At 67.2% G+C, this 22,235-nt stretch carries 22 protein-coding genes and 1 pseudogene; 11 read left to right on the plus strand and 12 right to left on the minus strand.

The features are described from left to right. Genes tsaD through AAC640_RS14715 form a run of 3 tightly spaced genes read left to right on the plus strand, consistent with a single transcriptional unit; the run spans nt 1 to nt 3,593 of the window. The gene (gene tsaD / locus AAC640_RS14705) at nt 1-1,035 is read left to right on the plus strand and encodes a tRNA (adenosine(37)-N6)-threonylcarbamoyltransferase complex transferase subunit TsaD (protein ID WP_340267559.1); all 1,035 of its coding nucleotides are present in this window, start codon (nt 1-3) and stop codon (nt 1,033-1,035) included. A 13-nt stretch (nt 1,036-1,048) separates the two neighbouring features. Next, nucleotides 1,049-2,020, plus strand: coding sequence for an NAD(P)H-dependent glycerol-3-phosphate dehydrogenase (locus AAC640_RS14710; RefSeq protein WP_340267561.1), 972 nt, complete (start codon nt 1,049-1,051; stop codon nt 2,018-2,020). A gap of 49 nt (nt 2,021-2,069) precedes the next feature. Beyond that, complete coding sequence (locus tag AAC640_RS14715; protein WP_422795003.1) at nt 2,070-3,593, plus strand: lipopolysaccharide biosynthesis protein; 1,524 nt, start codon at nt 2,070-2,072, stop codon at nt 3,591-3,593. A 49-nt stretch (nt 3,594-3,642) separates the two neighbouring features. Here the strand turns inward: AAC640_RS14715 and AAC640_RS14720 are convergent, their stop codons facing one another. Continuing rightward, nucleotides 3,643-4,644, minus strand: coding sequence for an adenosine kinase (locus AAC640_RS14720; protein ID WP_340267565.1), 1,002 nt, complete (start codon nt 4,642-4,644; stop codon nt 3,643-3,645). Nucleotides 4,645-4,750: 106 nt separating this feature from the next. Here AAC640_RS14720 and AAC640_RS14725 point away from each other — a divergent pair, with 106 nt between their 5' ends. After that, nucleotides 4,751-5,422 carry an EI24 domain-containing protein gene (locus AAC640_RS14725; protein ID WP_340267567.1) on the plus strand — a complete coding sequence of 224 codons (672 nt, stop codon included), beginning with the start codon at nt 4,751-4,753 and terminating at the stop codon, nt 5,420-5,422. Then, a complete protein-coding gene (locus AAC640_RS14730) occupies nt 5,419-5,793 on the plus strand; it encodes a hypothetical protein (protein WP_340267569.1) in 375 nt (124 codons plus the stop codon). The genes AAC640_RS14725 and AAC640_RS14730 overlap by 4 nt, the downstream gene beginning before the upstream one ends. Before the next feature lie 43 nt (nt 5,794-5,836). On the opposite strand, the gene queG is transcribed toward AAC640_RS14730, so the two are convergent. Further along, entirely contained in the window at nt 5,837-6,862 is a 1,026-nt protein-coding gene (gene queG, locus AAC640_RS14735) for a tRNA epoxyqueuosine(34) reductase QueG (protein ID WP_340267571.1), read from the minus strand. Between the two features lie 43 nt (nt 6,863-6,905). On the opposite strand from queG, the gene AAC640_RS14740 reads away from it, so the two are divergent. From AAC640_RS14740 to msrB, 3 genes are read left to right on the plus strand one after another with little or no spacing between them, the layout of a single operon-like run. Then, nucleotides 6,906-7,871 carry an ABC transporter ATP-binding protein gene (locus AAC640_RS14740; RefSeq protein WP_340267601.1) on the plus strand — a complete coding sequence of 322 codons (966 nt, stop codon included), beginning with the start codon at nt 6,906-6,908 and terminating at the stop codon, nt 7,869-7,871. Further along, nucleotides 7,868-9,064 carry an ABC transporter permease gene (locus AAC640_RS14745; protein ID WP_340267573.1) on the plus strand — a complete coding sequence of 399 codons (1,197 nt, stop codon included), beginning with the start codon at nt 7,868-7,870 and terminating at the stop codon, nt 9,062-9,064. Before AAC640_RS14740 ends, AAC640_RS14745 begins: the two co-directional genes overlap by 4 nt. A gap of 9 nt (nt 9,065-9,073) precedes the next feature. Continuing rightward, on the plus strand, nt 9,074-9,550 hold the full coding sequence (gene msrB / locus AAC640_RS14750; protein ID WP_340267575.1) for a peptide-methionine (R)-S-oxide reductase MsrB: 477 nt from the start codon (nt 9,074-9,076) through the stop codon (nt 9,548-9,550). On the opposite strand, the gene AAC640_RS14755 is transcribed toward msrB, so the two are convergent. The 10 genes from AAC640_RS14755 to htpX all read right to left on the minus strand — a co-directional run bounded on the left by AAC640_RS14755 (nt 9,531) and on the right by htpX (nt 21,146). After that, nucleotides 9,531-11,366 (minus strand): hypothetical protein, encoded by a 1,836-nt coding sequence (locus tag AAC640_RS14755; protein ID WP_340267577.1) that lies wholly within the window; start codon nt 11,364-11,366, stop codon nt 9,531-9,533. The genes msrB and AAC640_RS14755 overlap by 20 nt on opposite strands. Further along, nucleotides 11,344-11,763 (minus strand): GtrA family protein, encoded by a 420-nt coding sequence (locus AAC640_RS14760; RefSeq protein WP_340267579.1) that lies wholly within the window; start codon nt 11,761-11,763, stop codon nt 11,344-11,346. Before AAC640_RS14760 ends, AAC640_RS14755 begins: the two co-directional genes overlap by 23 nt. A gap of 4 nt (nt 11,764-11,767) precedes the next feature. After that, on the minus strand, nt 11,768-13,300 hold the full coding sequence (locus tag AAC640_RS14765) for an NAD(P)/FAD-dependent oxidoreductase (RefSeq protein ID WP_340267581.1): 1,533 nt from the start codon (nt 13,298-13,300) through the stop codon (nt 11,768-11,770). 142 nt (nt 13,301-13,442) lie between these two features. After that, on the minus strand, nt 13,443-13,781 hold the full coding sequence (locus tag AAC640_RS14770; RefSeq protein ID WP_340267583.1) for a UrcA family protein: 339 nt from the start codon (nt 13,779-13,781) through the stop codon (nt 13,443-13,445). Between the two features lie 183 nt (nt 13,782-13,964). Next, nucleotides 13,965-15,554 carry a bifunctional phosphoribosylaminoimidazolecarboxamide formyltransferase/IMP cyclohydrolase gene (gene purH / locus AAC640_RS14775; RefSeq protein WP_340267585.1) on the minus strand — a complete coding sequence of 530 codons (1,590 nt, stop codon included), beginning with the start codon at nt 15,552-15,554 and terminating at the stop codon, nt 13,965-13,967. Nucleotides 15,555-15,724: 170 nt separating this feature from the next. After that, nucleotides 15,725-17,494, minus strand: coding sequence for a heparinase II/III family protein (locus AAC640_RS14780; RefSeq protein ID WP_340267587.1), 1,770 nt, complete (start codon nt 17,492-17,494; stop codon nt 15,725-15,727). After that, nucleotides 17,491-18,153, minus strand: a complete 663-nt coding sequence (gene rpe, locus AAC640_RS14785) for a ribulose-phosphate 3-epimerase (protein ID WP_340267589.1) — start codon at nt 18,151-18,153, stop codon at nt 17,491-17,493. The genes AAC640_RS14780 and rpe overlap by 4 nt, the downstream gene beginning before the upstream one ends. A gap of 90 nt (nt 18,154-18,243) precedes the next feature. After that, nucleotides 18,244-18,729, minus strand: coding sequence for a diguanylate cyclase (locus tag AAC640_RS14790; RefSeq protein ID WP_340267591.1), 486 nt, complete (start codon nt 18,727-18,729; stop codon nt 18,244-18,246). A gap of 27 nt (nt 18,730-18,756) precedes the next feature. Further along, the gene (locus AAC640_RS14795; RefSeq protein ID WP_340267593.1) at nt 18,757-20,070 is read right to left on the minus strand and encodes an RsmB/NOP family class I SAM-dependent RNA methyltransferase; all 1,314 of its coding nucleotides are present in this window, start codon (nt 20,068-20,070) and stop codon (nt 18,757-18,759) included. 98 nt (nt 20,071-20,168) lie between these two features. After that, complete coding sequence (gene htpX, locus AAC640_RS14800) at nt 20,169-21,146, minus strand: zinc metalloprotease HtpX (RefSeq protein ID WP_340267595.1); 978 nt, start codon at nt 21,144-21,146, stop codon at nt 20,169-20,171. A gap of 88 nt (nt 21,147-21,234) precedes the next feature. Here htpX and AAC640_RS14805 point away from each other — a divergent pair, with 88 nt between their 5' ends. From AAC640_RS14805 to AAC640_RS14815, 3 genes and pseudogenes are all read left to right on the plus strand, one after another. Continuing rightward, entirely contained in the window at nt 21,235-21,408 is a 174-nt protein-coding gene (locus tag AAC640_RS14805; RefSeq protein ID WP_340267597.1) for a DUF1674 domain-containing protein, read from the plus strand. 199 nt (nt 21,409-21,607) lie between these two features. After that, nucleotides 21,608-22,036 carry a hypothetical protein gene (locus AAC640_RS14810; RefSeq protein ID WP_340267603.1) on the plus strand — a complete coding sequence of 143 codons (429 nt, stop codon included), beginning with the start codon at nt 21,608-21,610 and terminating at the stop codon, nt 22,034-22,036. A gap of 86 nt (nt 22,037-22,122) precedes the next feature. Further along, a pseudogene (locus AAC640_RS14815) lies at nt 22,123-22,235 on the plus strand (UTP--glucose-1-phosphate uridylyltransferase); the annotation flags it as partial.

Raw genomic sequence — 22,235 nt, forward strand, 5'->3', positions numbered from 1 at the left:
ATGACGATCATCCTTGGCCTGGAATCAAGCTGCGACGAAACGGCGGCGGCGCTGGTGACGGCCGAAGGCAGGATCCTGGCCCATCGCCTCGCCACGCAGGAGGACGCGCATCGTCCCTATGGCGGCGTCGTCCCTGAAATCGCCGCCCGCGCGCATGTCGAAGCGCTCGCTCCGCTGATCGAAGCCGCGCTTAAGGACGCCGATCTCACGCTGGACCAGGTCGACGTCATTGCCGCGACCGCCGGCCCCGGCCTTATCGGCGGCGTCATGGTGGGCCTCGTCACCGGCAAGGCGCTTGCCCATGCGGCGAACAAGCCGCTGATCGCGGTCAACCATCTCGAAGGCCATGCGCTTTCGCCGCGCCTGGCTGATCCAAGGCTGCAATTCCCCTATCTGCTGCTGCTGGTGTCGGGCGGCCATTGCCAGTTGCTGCTCGTGCGCGGCCCGGGCGATTATGCCAGGCTTGCCACCACCATAGACGATGCCAGCGGCGAAGCCTTTGACAAGACCGCCAAGCTGCTGGGCCTCGGCTATCCCGGCGGCCCGGCGGTGGAAAAGGCCGCCGCGCGGGGCAATCCCAAAGCTGTTCCCCTGCCGCGCCCGCTGGTCGGCACCGCAGAACCCCATTTTTCCTTCGCCGGCCTCAAGAGCGCAGTGATGCGCGCTGCTCAATCGGGCCAGTATTCGACCGAAGATATCGCCGCCAGCTTTCAGCAGGCGGTCATCGACTGCCTTATCGACCGCACGCAAAGGCAGCTGGCTCAGCTTCAGGGCATGACCGCGCTCGTGGTCGCGGGAGGGGTCGCCGCCAACCAGCCGATCCGGGCCGCGCTCCAGGCGCTGGCGGCAAGGCACGACCTGCCCTTCGTCGCGCCGCCGCTGTGGCTCTGCACCGACAACGCCGCCATGATCGCCTGGGCAGGTGCCGAACGCTACGCCGCCGGGCTGGTTGACGACCTGACCGTCCCCGCCCGGCCACGCTGGCCGCTGGATCCGGCGGCGGAAAAGGCGCGCGGCGCCGGAGTGAAGGCATGAGGGGCGTGACAGCATGAAGGCAGGTGTCATCGGAGCGGGCGCGTGGGGAACCGCGCTCGCGCAAAGCCTGGCGGCTGACGGCGATCATGTCCGGCTCTGGGCGCTGGAGCCCGACGTGGTCGACGCGGTCAACCGGGACCGGCGGAACCCGCTCTACCTCCCCGACATCCCGTTGAATTCCTCGATCGAGGCGACCGGCGACATCGCTGCGATGGCGGATCGGGAAATGCTGCTGATCGTCAGCCCGGCCCAGCATCTGCGCGGCGTCGTCGCGCAGGCGCCCGCCGGCATGCCGCTCATCCTCTGTTCCAAGGGGATAGAGGCGGGGACGGGCCTGCTCATGTCCGAAGTCGCCCAGGCGGCGCAGCCGGCCTCGCCCATCGCCGTCCTCTCCGGTCCGACCTTCGCCCATGAAGTGGCCCGCGGCCTGCCGACCGCCATTACGCTTGCCTGCGCCGATCCCGTCCTTGCCGCCCGAATCGCGTCGCGCATCGCCCGGCCGACCTTCCGTCCCTATCTGTCGGACGATGTCGTCGGCGCGGAGATTGGCGGCGCGGTCAAGAATGTCCTCGCCATCGCCTGCGGCGTCGCGGAAGGCGCGGGCCTTGGCCTTAACGCCCGCGCCTCGCTCATCAGCCGGGGCTTTGCCGAAATGACCCGCTTCGGGCTCGCCCGTGGCGCGCGGCCAGAGACGCTCGCCGGGCTTTCCGGCTTGGGCGATCTCGTCCTCACCTGCTCGTCTACCAACAGCCGCAACTTCTCGCTGGGCAAGGGGCTGGGGGAAGGGCAGGCCGCGGCCGACCTGCTCGCCAACCGCCGGACCGTGGCCGAAGGCGCCTTCACCGCCCCGGTGCTGCGCGCCGCCGCGCGCGCGGCGAAGGTCGAAATGCCGGTGGTCGAAGCGGTCTGCGCGCTGCTGGAGGAAGCAGTGCCGCTCGCGCAGGTCATCGACGCGCTGCTCGCCCGTCCGCTGCGTCCCGAATAATTCGTCGCGCTTCCTTTATTTCTTTTCTACTATCGGGCACCGCACCCACATGACGCGACGAGGGGACCCACAGTCTTTGCCGGCACAGGATGCCCCTTCACCGCCCCATGACGACATTGCGGCGCTCGCGAGGGGCGGGCGGACCAACATTTTCGGTTTCCTGCTGCGCCTGGCCGCACGGCTCCCCTTCCTGTTCATCGCCGGCCGCTGGTACGGGGCCGACACGCTCGGCCGCTTCGCCTACGCCGTGCTGGTGGTGGAATTTGCCGCCCAGCTCGCGACCTTGGGGCTGAAGCGCGGTCTTGCCGGCGCGCTCTCGCAGACGGAGCGTCCCCACAGTCATGTCGTCACCGATGCGATGCTCGTGACGCTGGCGGCCTCGCTGGTCGCGGTGGGCCTGCTCGTCGTCTTCCCCCAGGCCATGTTCCCCAACAGCGGCATCAATGGGCTTGATCGCCTGCTCGCGCTCATCGTCATCGCGGTGGCTGGTTCGGACGTTGCGCTCGCCGCCTGCGCCTATCGCTTCGACATCGGCGCGACCGTGCGGGCGCGGTCCATCATAGAGCCCTGGGCGATCAGCATCGGCGCCTTTGCCTTTGCCTTCTATTCGACCCGCGACGGTCTCATCCTCTCCTATGTCGTGTCGATGATCGCCGCGCTCGTCGCCTCGATCATCCCGATGACCCGCCATTATGGCATCCCTTATGGCTGGCGCCCCGACCCTGGCCGCCTTTGGCGCCTCGCCCGCCGAAACCTGCCGCTCGCGGCGGCGGACGGCGTCGAATGGGGGTCGCGCCGGCTGGATCTGGCGATCCTGGGCCTGTTCGTCAGCCCGGCGGTCGTCGGTGTCTATTATGTCGCACAGCAGGTCGCGTCGCTGCCGCAAAAGCTCAAGACCAGCTTCGACCCCATTCTCGGCCCCGTCATCACCCGCAACCTGGCGGAAGGCAACCTCGCCGCCATTGCCCGACAGGTCAGCCAGGTCGGCTTCTGGATCATCGCCGCGCAGGCGGGCATCGCGCTGGCGCTCGGCATTCCGGGGGAAGCCGTCATGGGCCTGGTCGGCCCGCATTTCGTCGGCGGCACCGGCGCGCTTGCCTTCCTGCTGCTGGCCGAAGTCGTCGCGGCGACGGCGGTCGTCAGCGAATCCGCGCTCGTCTATATCGCCCGGCACCGCAATCTCGTCGTGTCGCTGCTGATGATCGCCCTGCAGGCTGGGCTCAGTTTCGTGTTCATCATCGCCGCGCGCCATATGGGCCTTTCGCCGATGGAGATCGCCGCTGCCCCCGCACTGGCGCTTTGCATCGCTCTGGGCGTCTCGGCGTTGGTGAAGGCCCGGCTGCTGTCGCGCCTGCTCGGCGCCCGCATCAATGCGTGGCGCTGGCCGTTGCTGGTGGCGTCGGGCGTCGCCTGTATCGTGGGTGCCGGTTTCGTCGCGCTGCCCCGCGCCTATGAATGGGTGGAGCTGGTCTTCGGCGTCGCGACCATTCTTGGCGTTTATGGCTTCGTCATCTGGCGCTGGGGCTTCGGCCCAGATGATCGTGCGTTATTCCGGAAACAAAAGCCAATCTAGCGTCGCGGGTGGGTCCCATGGTCCTGCAAAGTCGGGAACCGCGAGGCCGTCAGCCCAGCAGCCTGGCCCGCCGCTCCCGCAAATCAGCCTCCGGTCGCGCGCCCCAATGGGAAATCACCTCGGCGGCAGCGACGGCGCCCAGTTCCAGGCATTGATGCGCGCCCAGCCCCTCAAGATGACCGGCGAGGAATCCCGCCGCGAACAGGTCGCCCGCGCCGGTTGTGTCGATAATCTGTTCCACCGGCGCCGCATGGGCTTCGTAGCGGACGCCGTCGACGACCGCGATCGCGCCCTTTTCGCTGCGCGTCGACACCAGCACCGGCACGCGCCCGGCAATCGCCTGCACTGCCCGGTCGAAATCGCCGACCTCGGCGAGCGCCTGGATTTCCGCTGCGTTGGAAAAGAGGATGTCGATCATCCCCTGGTCGATCAGCTCGATGAAGTCTGCCCGGTGCCGGTCTATGACGAACGTGTCCGACAGTGTGAAGGCGACCTTGCGCCCCGCGTTCCGCGCGGCATCGATCGCCGCCCGCATCGCCGCGCGCGGCTGTTCCGGGTCCCACAGATAGCCTTCAAGATAGAGGATCGAGGCCGATCGGATAAGGTCCAGGTCCAGCGCCGAGGCGGGCAGAAACTGCGACGCGCCCAGAAAGGTGTTCATCGTCCGCTGCGCGTCGGGAGTCACCAGGATCAGGCAGCGCGCCGTCGGCACGTCGCCCTTCACCGCCGGCGTGTCATAGCGGATGCCGAGCGCCTGCACGTCATGCGCGAACACTGCGCCCAGCTGGTCGTCGCATACCTGTCCGATGAAGCCGCAGCTTTTGCCCAGCGCGGCGAGGCCCGCCAGCGTATTGGCCGCCGATCCGCCGCTGATCTCCTTGCCCGGCCCCATATTGGCGTAGAGGCTTTCCGCCATCGCCGCGTCGATCAGCTGCATGCCGCCCTTGTTCAGCGCATGTTCGGCGAGGAAGGCGTCATCGCTCGGGGCGAGCACGTCGACAATGGCATTGCCGATGGCGACAACGTCCAGCGTGGGGGCAGCAGCAGTCACGCAATATCCTTTGATGGTCGCGAATTCGCGCTGTCTCTATCGGCCCGGAGGCGAGCGCGCAACGGCGCTTGTTGACGGGCGAGTGTCGGCGCGGGATAGCCGGTCCATGGTGATCCTCGCGGCGCTGCGCGCCTTGCCGGCAATCTTTCACCCCGCCGCGCTGCGCCTGCTTGCCAGGACGCTGGTGCTATCGCTGCTGGGTTTCGGGGCGCTGGGGCTGGGGTTGTGGGCGACTGTCCACGCCGTGCGCCTCCATTTCGGCTGGGGCGGGGGCGGCCTTGCGGAGGCTGCGGCCACGGCGCTGGCCGTGACGGCGGCGGCCTGGCTGCTCTTTCGCACCGTCGCCATCGCGGTCATGAGCCTTTTTGCCGACGACATCGTCGCGGCGGTGGAGCGCGAAAGCTATCCCGCCGCCGCTGCCCGCGCGCGTCCGGTGGGCGTCGCCGGCAGCCTTCGCCTCGCGCTAAGGTCGATCGTCCGCACACTCGGCTGGAACCTGGTCGCGCTGCCCGCCTATCTGGTCCTGCTGGCGACGGGCATCGGCACGCCCGGCCTGTTCCTCGCGCTCAACGCCTATCTGCTGGGACGCGATCTTGCCGACATGGTCGAGCCACGCCATCCCGACCTGCCGCCGATCCCGCGCCTCGGCCGGTGGCTGATGGGCCTCGTCTCGGCGCTTCTGTTCCTGCTGCCCTTCATCAACCTGCTTGCGCCGATCTGGAGTGCGGCTATGGCGGTCCATATGCTGCACGGACCTTCAGGCAGGAAAAGCCGATGAACTCCGCCCGACTGGCCTTCGCCGCGTTGCTGGCGCTGCCGCTGGCGGCGTGCGGCGACGGCATCGTACCCCCCGCGCCGGCCGCCCATGCCCCGCCCGCAGGCCCCCCGGCAAGCGCGTTCATGCGGCCCGGTCCGCTCATGGGCATGGATGCGAAACATCTGGTCCAGCAGTTCGGCACGCCTCGGCTGGACATCCGTGAAAGCACCATGCGCAAGCTGCAGTTCGCCAATGGCCGCTGCGTGCTTGACGCCTATCTCTATGTGCCGCCCCAGGGGCGGGAAGCGGTCGTCACCCATGTCGATGCACGCACCCCTGCCGGCGCCGACACTGACCCGGCCACCTGCGCGGCCGCGCTCCGTTCGAAATAGCGGCACGGGAAAGATGGCGGCGGAGCGCTTGCGCCGCGCTCCTTCACCCTGAAAGCCGCCCGATCGCCCAGCGCGCCGCTTCGGAAACCACCGCATCCTCATCCTCGGCCAGCGGCCGCAGCCGGTCGATCAGCCGCCGGTCGCCGCTGTTGCCCGCGGCAATGGCGGCATTGCGCACCATCCGGTTGCGCCCGATCCGCTTGATCGGCGATCCGGAAAACATCTCGCGAAACCCCGAATCGTCCAGCGTAAGCACATCGCCCAGTTCGGGCGCCGCCAGTTCCGCCCGGCCCACAAAGGCGCGGTTGGCCGCCGCCGCATCGGCGAACTTGTTCCACGGGCACACCGCCAGGCAATCGTCGCAGCCATAGATGCGGTTGCCGATCGCTTCGCGGAACTCCTCGGGTATCGGCCCCTTATGTTCGATCGTCAGGTAGGAAATGCACCGACGCGCGTCGACGATATAGGGCGATGGAAAGGCATCGGTCGGGCAGGCGGCCTGGCAGGCGGTGCAACTGCCGCAATGGTCTTCCTCAGGCTCGTCCGGCTCCAGCGCGATCTCGCTGTAGAGGGCGCCGAGGAACAGCCAGCTGCCATGTGCCCGGCTGACCAGATTGCTGTGCTTGCCCTGCCAGCCCAGCCCGGCAGCCTGCGCCAATGGCTTTTCCATCACGGGCGCCGTGTCGACGAAGACCTTGAGCGCGCCCTGCTGCTGGTCGACCAGCCAGCGGCCGAGGTTCTTCAGGCCCTTCTTCACCACGTCATGATAATCGCGGCCCTGGGCATAGACGGAAATGCGGCCCCGATCGCCGACCTCCGCCAGCGCCAGCGGGTCGCGCCCCGGCGCATAGCTCATCCCCAGCATGACGACGCTGCGCACCTGCGGCCACAGGCCCCGCGGCGATCCGCGCTGTTCTGCCCGCTCCTCCATCCACACCATGTCGCCATGATGGCCTGCCTCCAGCCATTGCCGCAATCGCCCGGCGGCCTCTGGCGCGGCATCGGCGCGCGCGATCGCGCAGGCGGCAAAGCCCAGCCGCTTCGCCTCCACTTTCAGGCGCTTTTCCAAGGTTTCCGTTTGCGTTGGCATGGTCTGGGACTATCAGGAACGGATGATCGGCGACATTCCGGCTTCCTCCCCGACCTATGCCGTCGAAGGCCATGGTCTTGTCAAGACATTCGGCGAATTCAGGGCGGTGGACGGCATCGACATCGCCGTTCCCGCCGGGTCGATCTATGGCGTCCTTGGCCCCAATGGCGCGGGCAAGACGACCTTGCTGCGCACCCTGCTTGGCATCATCGACCCCGATTCCGGCCGCCGCGCCCTGCTGGGCGATGACGTGCCCCTGCGTCAGGCGCGCCTCATCGGCTACCTCCCGGAAGAACGGGGCCTCTATCCATCCATGAAGGCGGCCGAAGCGATCGCCTTCATGGGCGCGCTGCGCGGCCTGCCGCTGAAGGTCGGCCGCGAACGGGCGCGCGCCATGATGATCGACCATGGCATCGGTGCGTCCGTGGACAAGCCGATCCGTCAGCTGTCCAAGGGCATGGCGCAGACCGTGCAGCTGTTCGGCACGATCATTCACGAGCCGCGGCTGATCGTCCTTGACGAACCTTTTTCCGGTCTCGACGCCATCAATCAGGGAAAGCTTGAAACGCTGATCCAGGACCAGGCGCGGCGCGGCGTCACCGTGCTGTTTTCGACCCATGTCATCGCCCATGCCGAACGGCTCTGCGAACGCATCGCGATCGTTGCGGGCGGGCGCATCCGCTTTGAAGGGTCGGTGGCCGAGGCGCGGGACCAGTTGCGCCCCAAGGTCCGCCTGCGAACGCGGGTCAGCGACGGCAGCTGGCGCCGCGCCCTGCCGGCCGAAACGCTGGCGGAAGACGGCGCATGGCATTTCGACCTGCCTGACGAAGGCATAGAACCCCTGCTGCGCGCCTTGCTGGATGGCCATGCCGGGATTGAAAGCCTGTCGATTGAGCGGCCGGGGCTGCATGACGCCTTCGTCGCCATCGCCGGCGCGGCAGCCGCCCGGCAGATGGAAGAAGATCATCAAGGGGAGCCTGCGGTTTGAAGGACATATTGCGGGCTGCACTGGTTATCGCCCGGCGTGACTTTTCGGCCGTCATCCTGTCGAAAACATTCATCCTGTTCCTCCTGGGCCCGCTGTTCCCGGTCGTCATCGGCATGGCATTCGGGGGCCTGGGCGAACGCATCACGACCGAAAGCCTGCGTCCGACGGTTGGCATTTCCATGGGCAAGGCTGATCGGGAGCAGATGCAACGCGCCTATGAGGCACTGGCGAGCCGCATCGGCCGCGACAATCTCCCGTATCTGCGCCGCGCGCCCCAGGGTGACCCCCGTGCTCTTCTGGCGCGGCCGGACGCCCGCTTCATCGCGATAGTGTCGGGCACGGTCGACCGGCCGGTGCTCACGGGCAAGGCGACCGACCTTGGCGCGCTGGAAGGCGATGTCGGCCTGATCGCCAGCGCTGCGCTGGCTGGCGAACGCTTGCCGCGCGTGACGGTGACGAAACAGTTCGTGATTGCCAGCGCGGGGGCGGAGGCGCAGTCCCGTCTGCTGACCGGCCGCGCCGCGCAGGTGCTCATCTTCCTGCTCACCATGCTGCTCGCCGGCATGGTCCTTTCCAACCTCGTGGAGGAAAAGACCAACAAGGTGATCGAGATACTGGCGGCCGCTGTGCCCATCGACGCTGTTTTCCTGGGCAAGCTGATCGCGATGCTGGCCATGAGCTTTGTCGGCATCTGCTTCTGGGGGTCGGGCATCTTCCTGGCCGTGCGCCTTTTCGCCGGGCCGGATGTGGCCGCGCCGACGCCGGCGGTGGGCTGGCCGATGTTTTTCCTGCTGGGCACCATCTATTTCACCATGGCCTATGCGCTGCTCGGTTCCCTGTTCCTGGGAATTGGCGCGCAGGCGGCCACGGTGCGCGAAGTGCAGACGCTCAACATGCCGGTCACCATGGCCCAGATGGGTGTCTTCTTCTTCGCGACATATGCGGTCGACCGCATGGGGTCGGCGCCTGAAATAGCCGCGACGATCTTCCCCTTTTCCTCGCCTTTCGCGATGATCGCCCGGGCGGCGCAGGACGCCGCGCTCTGGCCGCACCTGCTGGCCATCGTCTGGCAGACGATATGGGTGGCGGTCATCATCCGCCTGGGCGTCTGGCTGTTCCGTCGCCATGTGTTGAAGTCAGGACATGCCAGGCGCTCCAGCATGTTCAGGCGACGCTCAGCATCCAAAGGCTAGCGTGGACGGATGACCAGGCGACACCTTCTCACCGGCGCGCTGTGCGGCATCGCGGCCGCCGCCCTCTGGCATTGGGGGGCGGGGGAGGCCGAAGCCGCCTACCCCTTTGAATTGAGCGACCAGGAATGGCGCCGCCGCCTGTCGCCGCTCGCCTACCGGATATTGCGGCATGCGGCGACGGAACAGCCCTTCACCAGCCCGCTGAACACTGAACATAGAAAGGGTGTCTTTTCCTGCGCCGGCTGCGGGCAGCCGCTCTTCGGTTCCGCGACGAAGTTCGACAGCGGCACCGGATGGCCCAGCTTCTGGAAGCCCCTTGCGCGCGCGGTCGGGACCTCGCGCGATTTCACGCTGGGTTATCCCCGAACGGAAGTGCATTGCGCGCGTTGCGGCGGGCACCTCGGCCATGTGTTTGACGATGGCCCGCCCCCTACAGGCAAGCGCTATTGCATGAATGGGGCCGCGCTCAGCTTCGCGCCGGTATGATCTGATAGACTCGCAGGGCCTTGGCCCCGCGCAGCTGCACCGGCTTCAGCCAGCTCGGGGGACGCCCCTGATCCAGCGTGGCGGCCAGACTGCCTCGATGCTCCGTGGCATAATGCCGGAATTCGTTGAGGCTGGTGCAGGCGATCAGATAATCGGGTCCTCGGCCCCCGTTCAGGTTCGCGATGATCGCGCGGGCTTGAACGGGCGGTGCCGTGAAACCCTCAACGACGGCCGTGATGCCCGCTGCGTTGCGATGATGGGCCGTTCCGATGACGCGGTGCCGCGTCCGGATCAGGATGTCCGGCCCCATGTCCAGAGGCGCGAACAGGGTCGAAGGCGGCAGGGTCCGCAACGGGGCCAGCGCCTCGGTCGTGCGGCACTCGCCGGCGTTGGTCGGCCCGCCGCCCTTGACCGTGTCCTCGGCGCCGGCGGTTGCCGCGATCCACAGGGCGCACAGGGCCGCGGGCGTCAGCAGCGCAACGGCGGAAGACGTGAACACGCGAATGACGGCTCGCGTCTGCCGCTGGGCTTGCTGGAACAGGCGCAGCATCAGCCAGCTGAGGCCCGGCAGGGCGAACACATGCGCGACGGACATCGCCCGCATCACCATCACTGCGACCAGTGTCGCCCCGATCAGAAGGATCGTCACCACGATCCATCGGTCTCGTTCGACGCCTGTCCGGGATGCCCGCGTGGCAAAAATGGATGCGACCAGGCCGGCCAGCGGCGGCAGCAGGATAAGGCCGGCCATCGACCGGCCCTGTTCCCAGATCGGCCGGCCTTCCATCACCTGCAGATACCACAGCTTGTAGGCGACCGGCCCCAGGGCCTGAAAGGGGTCTCCCGTCAGGCAGGACCATCCGGTGAAGAGAAAGACGATCGCCGCCGCGCCGGCGCCGATGCCCGCCGCCACGAACCGCGACGAAGCGGATCGCGGCGCGATGAGCCGGAAGGCGACGGGGGTTGCCACCGTGAAGGCGACCAACGGCCACACATAGGCGGCCGACAGCGCGTCGCATTGCGACCGCTGCGGCGCGTCGACGCCGCGCAGCAGCAGCAGCAAAGGCAGCGCCGCGCCGCCCAGCGCCATCGCAAAGCGGACGAAGCGCGCGCTTTCCCTGTCATCCCGGCATTGCCGCAGGGCGAAGATCGCGCCGAACAGGGCGGCATAGGGCAGGCCTTCGCTGGAAATCTGGAGCCATGTGGCCAGCGCCAGTCCGGCGACGATGCCGCCACGGGCTGGCCGCTGGTCAAGCGCGCCGCCCAGCGCGACGGTCGCCATCAGGATCTGCCACCCATGATGATCGATCCGGAGCGCGCCAAATTGCACCAGGATGGTGGGTGTGGTCAGCAGCAGCGCGACCGAGAGCAGCGCTTCGGCCTCCCCTGTCACGCGACGGGCCGCATGGAAAGTGGCCCCGGCCAGGCTTCCCAGCAGCAGCAGCGGGACAAGCGCACAAGCGACGGTTTCCGCAAGGGCTGCACCCAGCAAGGGTCTCAGCAGCAGGATGAGGCCCGCAATGGGCATGTCCACGATCCGGGACCAGTGCATCGGACCCCCCGCCGGCGGATTGACCCGGTGCTGCGAAATGTCGTGAAACGCCTGGCCGCCGATCCAGTCGCGCACCTGTTGCAGGCGCATGGCGTCGTCGGGATCGCGGAAGTCGAGCGCCGATAGCTGGTTGCGCGACAGCCAGAGCAGGACCGCGCAGCACAGGAGCCACGCAAGCACTGCCCACACGGGCTTGGGCAGCGCGCCGGGGCGGGGCTTGCCCGCAAAGCCGGATCCGATCTCAATCGACGGCGAAGACGCCATATTTCCGGATCGCATAAACCGAAAGGAAACTGACGGGCACGGCCATCAGCTTGGCGATGGCCGGCGCAAGCCCGGCCGCGTTAAGGCCGGTGATGAGGCTGGTGGTGATGCCAAGGCCGATAAGCGCGCTCAGGATGAAACCAACCCGCTGGCCATGAGTGGCGCGTCGATCGGACAGGAATACGAAGCGAACGCTGATCATCCAGTGGAGCAGCAGGCCCACGCTATAGCCGACGAAGCCTGCCGCCGCGGGATGCAGGTTCAGCCGCAGCAGCGCCAGGAACAGCAACATGTCGGCGCACAGCGCGCAGATGCTGGCCAGAAGATATCGGCTGAAGGTGAATCGGGAAAAAAGGGCGCGTCCAAGGGCAGAGAGGGTCGAGGTCGGCTGCGTCATCGGCTCAGGCGGCCTTCAGGCGGCGGGGCACCGGCCGGACGCTCGCCAGCGCGGCTTGCTCGCCCGAGACCTGATCCTCTTCGCCCTCTTCGCCGGACTCGTGATATTCGGCGTCCTCGTTCACGGACCAGATGTCGTAAATCCGGTCCCGCGCCTCGATATTTCGGACGGTCAGCATCGCCGTCATCATCGCATGGTCCTGATTATTGTAGCGGTGCATGCCATTGCGGCCGACCAGATGAAGCGTCGGATAGAGCTGTTCCAGTTCGGTGCGCATCGCCAGGACATTGGCGGCATAGTCATCATCATAGACCGGATAGGCCTTTTCCTGGCGCACCACCGCGCCGCCCACCACGTCATTGGGATCGCACAGGCCCAGCACGGCCATTTCCCGCTTCGCCAGCTCGATCAGATCGGCGTCGCTGGACGACCAGAGGCCATCACCTTCAAAGCAGAAATATTCAAGGCCAACGCAGGCGAGCGCCGGGTCGGGGACCATCTCGGGCGACCAGCTGCGGAAATTCTGGATACGGCCGACCTGCACCTTGGAATCGTGGATGTAGATCCAGTTGTCGGGAAAGATATCCTCGCCCTTGACCATCAGCGCCACGGTCAGGAAATCGCGATATTTAAGCTCCATCGCATTGCCCAGCGTGGCCGGCAACGGATGGATGCGTCCGGCCAGTTCCCGCATCGGCGCGGAACTGATGACATGCGCGGCCTTCAACACCACGTCGCCGTCCGGGCTCTGGGCGACCATCTGCCACTGGCCGCTGCCCTCGTCGCGCGACAGCTGCTTCAGGCTGTGCGCCATCAGCACCCGGTTGCCGCCGGCAACCACGAAATCGCGCGCCGCTTCCCACATCATGCCGGGGCCGAGCCGGGGATAGCGAAAGCTTTCCAGCAGGGTCTTGGTCGCCATGCCGTCATTGGGTTTCCGGTTAAGGCCCAGCGATCGCTTCAGCCCGTCGGTGACGGCGCCCCACAACGACAGCCCCTTGATTCGCTGCGCCGCCCAGTCGGCTGACATTTCGTCACAGGGCATGCCCCACACCTTTTCGGTATAGGTCTTGAAGAAGATCGAAAACAGCTTGTGGCCGAACGCGTTGACGGTCCAGTCCTGGAAAGAGCGGACATTGCGGGCCGGGAAGAGCTTCGCCTTGGCAAAGCTCGCCATGCACAGGGTCGATCGCAGGATGCCAAGGTTCCACAGCGCCTCGAACGCGCGGAGCGGATAGCTGTAGAATTTGCCCTCATAATAGATGCGGCTCATCCGGGGGCGCTGGATGAAATCGTCGGGCAGGATCTCGTTCCAGAGGTCGACGACCTCCCTGGACTTCGAAAAGAAGCGATGGCCGCCAATGTCGAAACGGAATCCGTTCAACTCCACCGTGCGGCTGATGCCGCCGACATAGACCGGGTCCTTTTCAATGACGGTGACCGAATAGCCCTTCCTGGTAAGAAGATAGGCGGCTGTCAGCCCGGCCGGACCTGCGCCAATGATGGCGACATCCACATTCTCTTCGACACCCGGCATCCAATGCCCCCCGATGACCTGCTTCTACCAGCAGCAGTGAAGGAAATCATCTAAGGAATGGTTAATGCGGGGGTAAGCATCAGGGGCCGCCGGGCGGCGACCCCTGGGCAATGGCAATCCCTGAACGAGGCAGGGCGAAGGATCAGCCCTGGCGCCGCGCCTGCACGAGATGGGACAGGTCGGTCCGCGCGTCGCCCAGCGCATCGCCGAAACAAGCCCGATATTCGCGCGTCGGCTGCTGGATCGATCCGTCCAGCCAGCCGCACACCTGCTTGGCGGCGCGGGTGATGCGCGAATCCGCCAGTCGCGCGCCATGGGTGCTGGTCAGGTTCAGGTCAGCCAGCGACACCGTGACGCTGCGCGTTTCGGTTCCGGCGCGTCCGTCGACAACCACGTCCATGGCATTGCTGCCGGTCGAGGCCGCGACGGGCAAGGCAAGGGTCATCGTGGCGGCCAAGGCCGCCAGCATCTTTCCGGTCATCCAATGTCTCCTGCGAACTTTTGAAAAGGCTGCCCAACGCCTGACGTGGGAGGAGGGTCGGAGCGACAGATAGGCTTTGTGCAGGCGAATGAAAAGGGGCCACTTGCCAGAAAGTGGCGGAAATTCGCCATTTTTGCGAGTGCGAAGGGAATTCAGCCAGCCATTCGCGGCCGCATCATGACGTCAATGGCGGAAGTGGCGCATGCCGGTGAAGACCATGGCGAGGCCGGCTTCGTCGGCAGCGGCGATGACCTCTTCGTCGCGGATCGATCCGCCCGGCTGGATGACGGCGGTCGCCCCTGCCTCCACCGCCGTCAACAGGCCGTCGGCAAAGGGGAAGAAGGCGTCGGACGCGACGGCCGATCCGAACGTGCGGGGCTCGCTCCACCCGGCCTTTTCGGCGGCGTCCCTGGCCTTCCACGCGGCGATGCGCGCGGATTCCAGGCGGTTCATCTGCCCGGCACCGATGCCGGCGGTGCTGCCGCCCTTGGCGTAGACGATCGCATTCGACTTCACATGCTTGGCGACGGTCCAGGCGAACAGGCAGTCGGTCAGTTCCTGCTCGCTCGGCGCGCGTCTGGTGACGACCTTCAGCATGTCGCGGGTGACGCGGCCATTGTCGCGGCCCTGCACCAGCATGCCGCCGGCGATGCTCTTCATCATCAGGCCAGTGCGCGCGGGGTCGGGCAGTTCGCCGGTCAGCAGCAGGCGCAGATTCTTCTTTTTCGCGAAGATCGCCTTGGCGGCTTCATCGGCGTCGGGCGCGGCGACGACTTCGGTGAAGATGCCGCTGATCGCCTCGGCGGTCGGGCCGTCGAGCGGACGGTTGACGGCGATGATGCCGCCAAAGGCCGACACGCTGTCGCAGGCGAGCGCGGCTTCATAGGCTTCGATCAGCGTGGCGCCGGTGGCGACGCCGCAGGGGTTGGCGTGCTTGACGATGACGACGGTCGGCGGCCCGTCGCGAAACTCGCTGACCAGCTCCAGCGCGGCGTCGGCGTCATTATAATTATTGTAGGACAATTCCTTGCCCTGGATCTGCCGGGCCTGGGCGATGCCCCTGGCTGAAGGGCCGACGGGCAGGTAGAGCGCCGCTGACTGATGCGGGTTCTCGCCATAGCGCAGGGTGGAGCCGAGCGTGCTCGACACAGCCAGCGTTTCGGGGAAGTCGACCCCCTGGTCGGCGAAGGCAAACCAGCTGGCGATCATCGAATCATAGGCGGCGGTCGCGGCATAGGCCTTGGCGGCCAGCATCCGGCGGAAATCATAGCTGGTCGCGCCGCCCTTTTCCGCCATCTCCGCGATCAGCCGGGCATAGTCGGCGGGGTCGGTGACGATGGCCACGCTTTCGTGATTCTTCGCGGCCGAACGGACCATGGAAGGGCCGCCTATATCGATATTCTCGATGATCTCCTCACGCTCGGCGCCCTTGGCGACAGTCGCGGCGAAGGGGTAGAGATTGACGACGACAAGGTCGATCGCGCCGATCCCATGGTCCTGCATCGACGCGACATGGCCGGGATTGTTCCGCACCGCGAGCAGACCGCCATGGACCTTGGGATGCAGCGTCTTGACGCGGCCGTCCATCATTTCGGGAAAGCCCGTGAGGTCGGAAATGTCCTTCACCTCCAGCCCTGCGTCGCGCAGCGCCTTTGCGGTGCCGCCGGTCGACACCAGTTCGACGCCATGCTTGCCCAGCGCCTGGCCCAGTTCGACGAGGCCGGACTTGTCCGACACGGAAAGGAGGGCGCGCTTGATGGTGACGTCGGTCATGGGAATCCTGTGTGCTGAAAGCTTGCGCAGCCCTCTAGTCCGGCCGGGCCGTGGCGGCAAGTCAACTGGTGATGATCGCGGCAGCCGAAGGACGGGTGACATTGCCTGACGTCCCGGCGTTAGCGGCGGTTACGGTTCGGCGGAGGGATGTCGGCTCCCCCCGGATTCCGTCAGCCCATGCGCTTGAACAGCCAGCCGATGGTCGATCCGCCGGGCAGCGTTTCGCTGATGACGACGAGCTGGCGGGTCGCATGGGGGCGGCCATCGCCGTCGGTCCACAGGCTTTCCTCAATGGCGAGCTTGCCCGCGTTGGCGCGAAACTGCCACAGCGCGCCCATGTCGACGCGCAGCACCGCGCCCATGCCGTCGGCGGTCGGCGTCGGCTCCACGCCGGGCGCGAGGTGGAAGCGCAGCTGGACGGGAAGCTTGCCCGGCCTGCGGCGGCGGGCGGCGGGGGTCAGCAGGTCCTCACCCCGCACTTCCTTGCCGTCGGCGCTCAGCAGCAGGATGCGGCGATGGACATAGCCCATCCGGCGGACATAGCCGTCATGGCTCACCTCGACGCGGCTGCCATTGTCCAGTTCCTGCCGGTGCAGTTCGACCTCCGTCACCCCGCGACCCAGCGTGCCGTCCGGCATCAGGGCGGTGGAATTGGAGTCGTTGAGGACCAGCGTGCTGTGCGCCGCCGTGGTGCGCAGGCCCTGCGCCAGATCGGCGGGCAGCGCGGCGCCGGCCAGCGCGGCGCCGCCGCAATTGACCACCAGCCGCTGCTGCCCGTCGCTGATCTCGATCGCGGCCGTGGAGGCGCAGCCTGCCTCGGCCAGATGAGACACGGGGGGAGGAGCTGCATCAAGCTGGACGACCGTGCTGCTGCCGACCAGTCGCTGATAGCCCCAATGGCTTGCCTGCCGCAGCGGCCGGGCGCGCACCCGGCTGGCCCGCACGACCGCCTCGACGCTGGCGGGGTCGATCGCGCCGGCGCCCTGCCAGTTGCCGATGCCGCCATCGCCATGGGTGAGGGCCAGCAGCGCCGGGACGATCCGCCCGAGCGCTTCGGGCAGGAAGGGCGGCACCTGCTCGCGCCGCACGTCATAGACCGCGCGCACCATGGAAAGCAGCATGATCGCGTCCATCTGGTCCAGCGGCGACCGCGAGATGATGCCGCCGTCGCCATGAAAGGCGCTGTCGATCGCGCGCTTCAATCCCGCTTCGCCGAAAATCTTGCGCGCCGCGCCGCCCGGCAGCAGCATGGAGGCAGCGACGATCCCGGCCCAGGCGACCAGGCGCGGCAGCCCCACCGGCGCCTTGTCCGCCCCGCGATCCAGATGGCGCGCGGTGCGGGCGATGCAGTTGAGCACCAGCGATCGATAGACAAGATCGCTGGATGAAAGGATCAGCGGTGCGTGCGCTGACCAGAAGAGCAGCCGCCAGCCTGCATTGTCGGCGCGCCACGCCGGCTCGCTGGGCGTGTCGGCATGCACGTCCAGCCATTTGCGCAGCACCGCTTCGGCGAGCGGCGCACCCTGTTCGCGCGTCGCGGCCGAGGAGAGATCGCGCAGCCAGGCGAAGCTGTGCAGATAGTCGGCAAAGGCGGGGGTGAGGGAGAGCTGATCGAAATCCAGGATATTGAGCGGCTGCTTCATGCCGCGGAACAGGAAATAGCCGGCGCGGATCGCCTGGCCCGCGCGCGGGTCACCGGGAATCTCGTCCTCCGGTACGGCGAGCAGCTTCAGCGGATATTTGCCCTTTAGCCGCCGGCCGTGGATCGGCGTTTTCCAGCTGAGCAGATAGAAATGATTGGCGATCCGCTGGGTCAGCGACAACCCCTTGTCATCCGCGACGCGGATGAGCCGCTTGCCCTGTTCGATCCCGTCGTCGGCGGGCTCTGATCCCGCTATGTCCGGAACCGATGGCGAGGGGGCGCGCCGGCTGTCGCTCACCCGCCCCTGAGCTTCCGGATATTGTCGGCATAGGCGGCCGGCCCGCCCCGGAACGTGGCGGTGCCCGCGACCAGCACGTCGGCGCCCGCCTCGATCGCGCGCGGCGCGGTGCCAAGGTCGATGCCGCCGTCCACCTGCAACCGGATGTCGCGGCCGCTCTTGTCGATCATCTTGCGGATCGCCTCGATCTTGCGCAGCTGGTTTTCGATGAAGCTCTGCCCGCCAAAGCCCGGATTGACGCTCATCACCAGAATGAGGTCGACATCGTCGATGAGGTAATCGAGCATCTTGGCCGGCGTGCCGGGGTTGAGCACGACACCCGCCTGCACGCCCAGCGACTTGATATGCTGGATGGAACGGTGGATGTGCGGTCCCGCTTCGGGATGGACGGTCAGGATGTCGGCGCCCGCTTCGGCGAAGGCGTTCAGATACTCGTCCACCGGCGATATCATCAGGTGAACGTCGAACGGCTTGCTGCTGTGCGGGCGCAGCGCCTTCACCACCGCCGGGCCGATGGTGATGTTGGGCACGAAATGGCCGTCCATCACGTCGATATGGATCCAGTCGCAGCCCGCTTCGTCGATGGCGCGAACCTCCTCGCCCAGGCGGGCGAAGTCGGCGGAAAGAATGGATGGAGAGATAAGGACAGGGCTGGTCATCTGACCCTTGGCCTTAGCGGGGGGGCGGGCCAAGGGCAACGCATGATTTGGAGCTATCCACAGGCTTTTGCCCGCCTTGGCGCGCTGTGTTCAGGGCAGGCTGAACAGCCGGGGATCACGCCCTCGCGCAGGCGTGGACCCGCGCGGCAGGAACTGCTTCACGCCATGCAGCGCGATGACGCGCGCGCCTCGCAGGATCGGCGCGGCGATCAGCCGCATCGTGCATTCGCCGCCGCCAGCCGGGCGGATGTCGACATCGACGGTGAAACCCCGGCGATGACGGATGGCATAGGCGCGCAGCCGCTCCATCGCCTCGCGGGAGTCTGGCGCATAGAGCGAAACGGCGAGCGGGCGCGGCACCCTCATGTCGCGGTCCAGCCCGAAAAGGTCATGGACCCCCCGGGTCCAGCTCAGCCGGTCCTCGGCAAGGTCGCAATGCCAAAGACCCACCCCCCGTTCCGCCAGCGCATCTTCATTATGCAGGCTCCGGTCATCCAGCGCCACCGGCGCCAGATGCTCCTGCAGGTCGTGCAGGGACCAGCTATGGTTGAGGGGCAGGGGTTCAGTCGGGCGCACAGGCGAACCTTCTGTCGATGGACAGGCTTATTGCGCCAAATCTACCGCCGGGCGAGGCCTGCGCGCAAGCCGTGCGACGAAAAATCCATCGGTGCCTCCGCTCTCCGCCAAGGTTGCGGGCAGGGTACGAAGCCAACCCTCGGGCGTCACCGCCATGCCTTGCGGCAGGTCATCGGCCCGCGCGGGCGCGGTCGCGAAGTCGGGATGCTTGTCCAGGAAGCGGGCCACCTGATCCTCGCCCTCCGCCCGTTCGAGCGAGCAGGTGGCATAGACCAGCGTGCCGTCGGGCCGCAGCCATTGCGCCGCGCGGGCGAGCAGGTCCGCCTGCAATTCCGCCAGTTCGGCGATCTGGCGCGGGCCGATTCGGTGCAGCACGTCGGGATGGCGGCGATAGATGCCGGTCGCGCTGCATGGCGCGTCGAGCAGGATGGCGTCGACCGGGGCGGGCGGGCTCCATTGGCGCAGGTCCGCCTGGACGATGCTCGCGGCAAGGCCGGTGCGGGCAAGATTGTCGGCAAGGCGCTCCAGCCGCTTTTTCGACTGGTCGACCGCGGTGACGCGCCACCCGGCGGCGGCCAGCTGCATCGTCTTGCCGCCTGGTGCCGCGCACAGGTCGAGCACGGTGCGGTCATCGCCCGCCCCCAGCAGTCGCGCCGGGCAGGACGCGGCGAGGTCCTGCACCCACCAGGCGCCTTCCGCGAACCCCGGCAGTTCGGTGATCGGCGCGCTGTCGGGCAGGCGGACATGGCCGGGGGCGAAGCTCTCGCCCTTCAGTCGTTCGGTCCAGTCCGCCGTCTCGGCCGGATCGCGCAGGCTGAGGTCGACCGGCGGGCGGACCGCATAAGCGCGCGCGGCGGCCGCTGGCATCGCCTCGCCCCATTGGCTTGTCCAGCGTTCGGCGACCGCGACGGGCAGCGTCGGCGGATCGGGCAGGGTTGGACCGGCCCGCATCACGGTTCCGAACACGCCATGCACCAGCTTGCGTGGACCGCCATCGACCAGCGGCAGCGCGGTGGCGATGACCGCGTGCGGCGCGGTGCCAAGGCTCAGCGTCTGGATAAGGGCGATGCGCAGCACCATCCGTGCCTTCGCATCGTCGGGCAGGCGCTGCCGCGTCGCGCCGTCGATCAGCGCGTCGAGATCGGCAAGGTGGCGCAGCGTTTCGGCGGCAATGGCATGGACCAGCGCGCGGTCGGCCGGCGCCAGGCCCTGTGCGGCGCCGTGCAGCGCCTGTTCCAGGGGATCGCCACGGCGCAGCACCGCGTCGAGCAGGCGCAGCGCCGCGCGGCGGGCGGGCAGGCCGGGAATATCTTCCGATCGGGAGGCGGGGCGGCGGACCATCCGCGCCGCCTACGGCAAATCGTCAGGAAAGCAACCTCCGTTCGCCCCACCGGCGCGAGGCGCCCCTCGCGCAGCCGGAGCGGGCGGGGAAGCGACGCTCAATCGCGATGGAGCGGATCGAGCGCGCTCACCCGGCGCCGGGGCGCCTTCGGGGCGGGCGACGCGGCTGTGGGCGACGGGGCGTTGGAGGACGGGGCGGCGGGAGACAGGGCGGAACGACGCTCGCCCGCAGCACGCGCGAAGGGCGCCTCGGCTGCCATCGCCTCGAGCGCCGCGATCCGTTTCTCGGTGGCGGGATGGGTCGAAAACAGCTCGCTCACATGGACCGGCACGATATACAATTGCGCGGCGGCAGGGTTGCGCTCGGCGACCGGGTTCGGGATCATCTCGGCGCGCCCGGCGATCTTGGCGAGGGCGGAGGCGAGCGCATGCGGATTGCCGCTGATCTGCGCGCCGGCGGCGTCCGCGCCATATTCGCGGGTGCGGCTGATCGCCATCTGCACGATCATCGCGGCAAAGGGCGCGACGATCACCGCCAGCAAGGTGGCCGCGATGTTGCCATGGCCGTTCTGCTCATTGCCGCCGCGAAAGAAGAGGCCGAAATTGGCGAGCATCGATATGGCGCCCGCGATGGTCGCGACCATCGTCATGATCAGCGTATCGCGATTGCGGACATGGCCCAGCTCATGCGCCATGACGCCGGCCACTTCGTCGCGGCTCAACATCGACAGCAGGCCGGTCGTCGCGGCGACGGCGGCATGTTGGGGGTCGCGGCCGGTGGCAAAGGCGTTGGGCGCGTCCTGGTCGATCAGGTAGACGCGCGGCATGGGCAGGCCCGCCCGCTGCGCCAGTTCCCGCACGATGCCGTAAAATTCAGGCGCGCTGCCGGCGTCCACTTCGCGGGCATTGTGCATCGACAGGACGATCTTGTCGGCGTTCCAGAAGGTGAACAGGTTCATGCCCGCCGCCACCAGCAGGGCGATGACCGCGCCGCCGCTGCCGCCCAGCGTGTACCCCAATGCCATGAACAGCGCCGTCAGCGCCGACAGCAGCATCATCGTCCGAAAACCGCTCACTTGCCTTTCACTCCTTCGCCGCCCAGATAGCGGGGCGAGCGTGAATATGGGATGGCCCCGGCGGCTCCGCAATCGAAAGGACGGCACGATGGGAACATATAATGGCAAGCGCCCGGCGCATGTGAAGCCGCCCGCGCATCTGTCCCGGAACCCGCCGGTGCCGCAGCCCGACCCGCTCGACCACCCGTCGCGCCATGATGAGGAATTGAGCCCGGTGCGCTATGGCGATTGGGAACGCAAGGGAATCGCTATCGATTTTTGAGTGCGGAACGCGCCGACGTCCCTCCGTTCATCGCTGATTTTGCACGTCTGCCGCTGGCCTGTGCCCCTGTTGCGGGCGGCGCGCCGCCTGCCCCTAGCCTTTGCCGGTCCAGTCCGTGCAGGATTCTTCCGGGCAAAAGGAAAAAAACATCCTGAGGGGGTGGGTCGTGAATCATATAGCTGAGATCAATGTGAGGGCGGTGTCTGATTATGCGCCGGAGGACGCGGCGCTGCTTTGTGCTGTGGGTCGTCTGGTCTGTGCCTGGACGATGCTGGAACAAAGTCTGGAGGCAAAGATCGCCATGATGCGGGAATCCATGGGTGACGTCCGGACGGTCGGCACCCGGACGCGGCCCGCGATGGCGAAGCTGATGGCGGAATTGCGGACCATGGTGGCGATGCGCGATCGGCGCAACGTGGCCGCCCTGTCCGAGATTTCGGCCATAGAGCGCGACATGCAGAGGATCGATCGCTTCCGGTCGCTCATCATCGGCGGCTTTCAGCAGCCGGCGCCCGGCGGCTTCATTTGCCGCGACGCGAGGAACAACCACACGCATGTCTCGCTTGATCATCTCGATGCGGAGATCGCTTCGCTCGAAACGGTGGCCCAGCGCCTGCTGGCCGTCTGACCGGGCGAGCTGATCCTCCCGCTATGCTTGACCTTTGAAGCGCGGAAGGCAAATCCTGTCCGCGCGCCTAGCGAGAATGGAGTGCCATGCCCTACAAGCCGATTCGCAAAGCCGTTTTCCCTGTCGCGGGTCTCGGGACGCGGTTCCTGCCGGCGACCAAGTCGGTGCCCAAGGAATTGCTGCCGGTCGTCGACCGTCC

The sequence above is a fragment of the Sphingobium mellinum genome (genome assembly GCF_037860795.1).
In the GTDB taxonomy this organism is placed as follows: domain Bacteria; phylum Pseudomonadota; class Alphaproteobacteria; order Sphingomonadales; family Sphingomonadaceae; genus Sphingobium; species Sphingobium mellinum.

Coding starts and splice junctions, on each gene's coding strand:
- tsaD (WP_340267559.1), top strand. CDS start 1: ATGACGATCATCCTTGGCCTGGAATCAAGCTGCGACGAAACGGCGGCG.
- AAC640_RS14710 (WP_340267561.1), top strand. CDS start 1,049: ATGAAGGCAGGTGTCATCGGAGCGGGCGCGTGGGGAACCGCGCTCGCG.
- AAC640_RS14715 (WP_422795003.1), top strand. CDS start 2,070: ATGACGCGACGAGGGGACCCACAGTCTTTGCCGGCACAGGATGCCCCT.
- AAC640_RS14725 (WP_340267567.1), top strand. CDS start 4,751: ATGGTGATCCTCGCGGCGCTGCGCGCCTTGCCGGCAATCTTTCACCCC.
- AAC640_RS14730 (WP_340267569.1), top strand. CDS start 5,419: ATGAACTCCGCCCGACTGGCCTTCGCCGCGTTGCTGGCGCTGCCGCTG.
- AAC640_RS14740 (WP_340267601.1), top strand. CDS start 6,906: ATGATCGGCGACATTCCGGCTTCCTCCCCGACCTATGCCGTCGAAGGC.
- msrB (WP_340267575.1), top strand. CDS start 9,074: ATGACCAGGCGACACCTTCTCACCGGCGCGCTGTGCGGCATCGCGGCC.
- AAC640_RS14755 (WP_340267577.1), bottom strand. CDS start 11,366: ATGGCGTCTTCGCCGTCGATTGAGATCGGATCCGGCTTTGCGGGCAAG.
- AAC640_RS14760 (WP_340267579.1), bottom strand. CDS start 11,763: ATGACGCAGCCGACCTCGACCCTCTCTGCCCTTGGACGCGCCCTTTTT.
- AAC640_RS14765 (WP_340267581.1), bottom strand. CDS start 13,300: ATGCCGGGTGTCGAAGAGAATGTGGATGTCGCCATCATTGGCGCAGGT.
- AAC640_RS14770 (WP_340267583.1), bottom strand. CDS start 13,781: ATGACCGGAAAGATGCTGGCGGCCTTGGCCGCCACGATGACCCTTGCC.
- purH (WP_340267585.1), bottom strand. CDS start 15,554: ATGACCGACGTCACCATCAAGCGCGCCCTCCTTTCCGTGTCGGACAAG.
- rpe (WP_340267589.1), bottom strand. CDS start 18,153: ATGACCAGCCCTGTCCTTATCTCTCCATCCATTCTTTCCGCCGACTTC.
- AAC640_RS14795 (WP_340267593.1), bottom strand. CDS start 20,070: ATGGTCCGCCGCCCCGCCTCCCGATCGGAAGATATTCCCGGCCTGCCC.
- AAC640_RS14805 (WP_340267597.1), top strand. CDS start 21,235: ATGGGAACATATAATGGCAAGCGCCCGGCGCATGTGAAGCCGCCCGCG.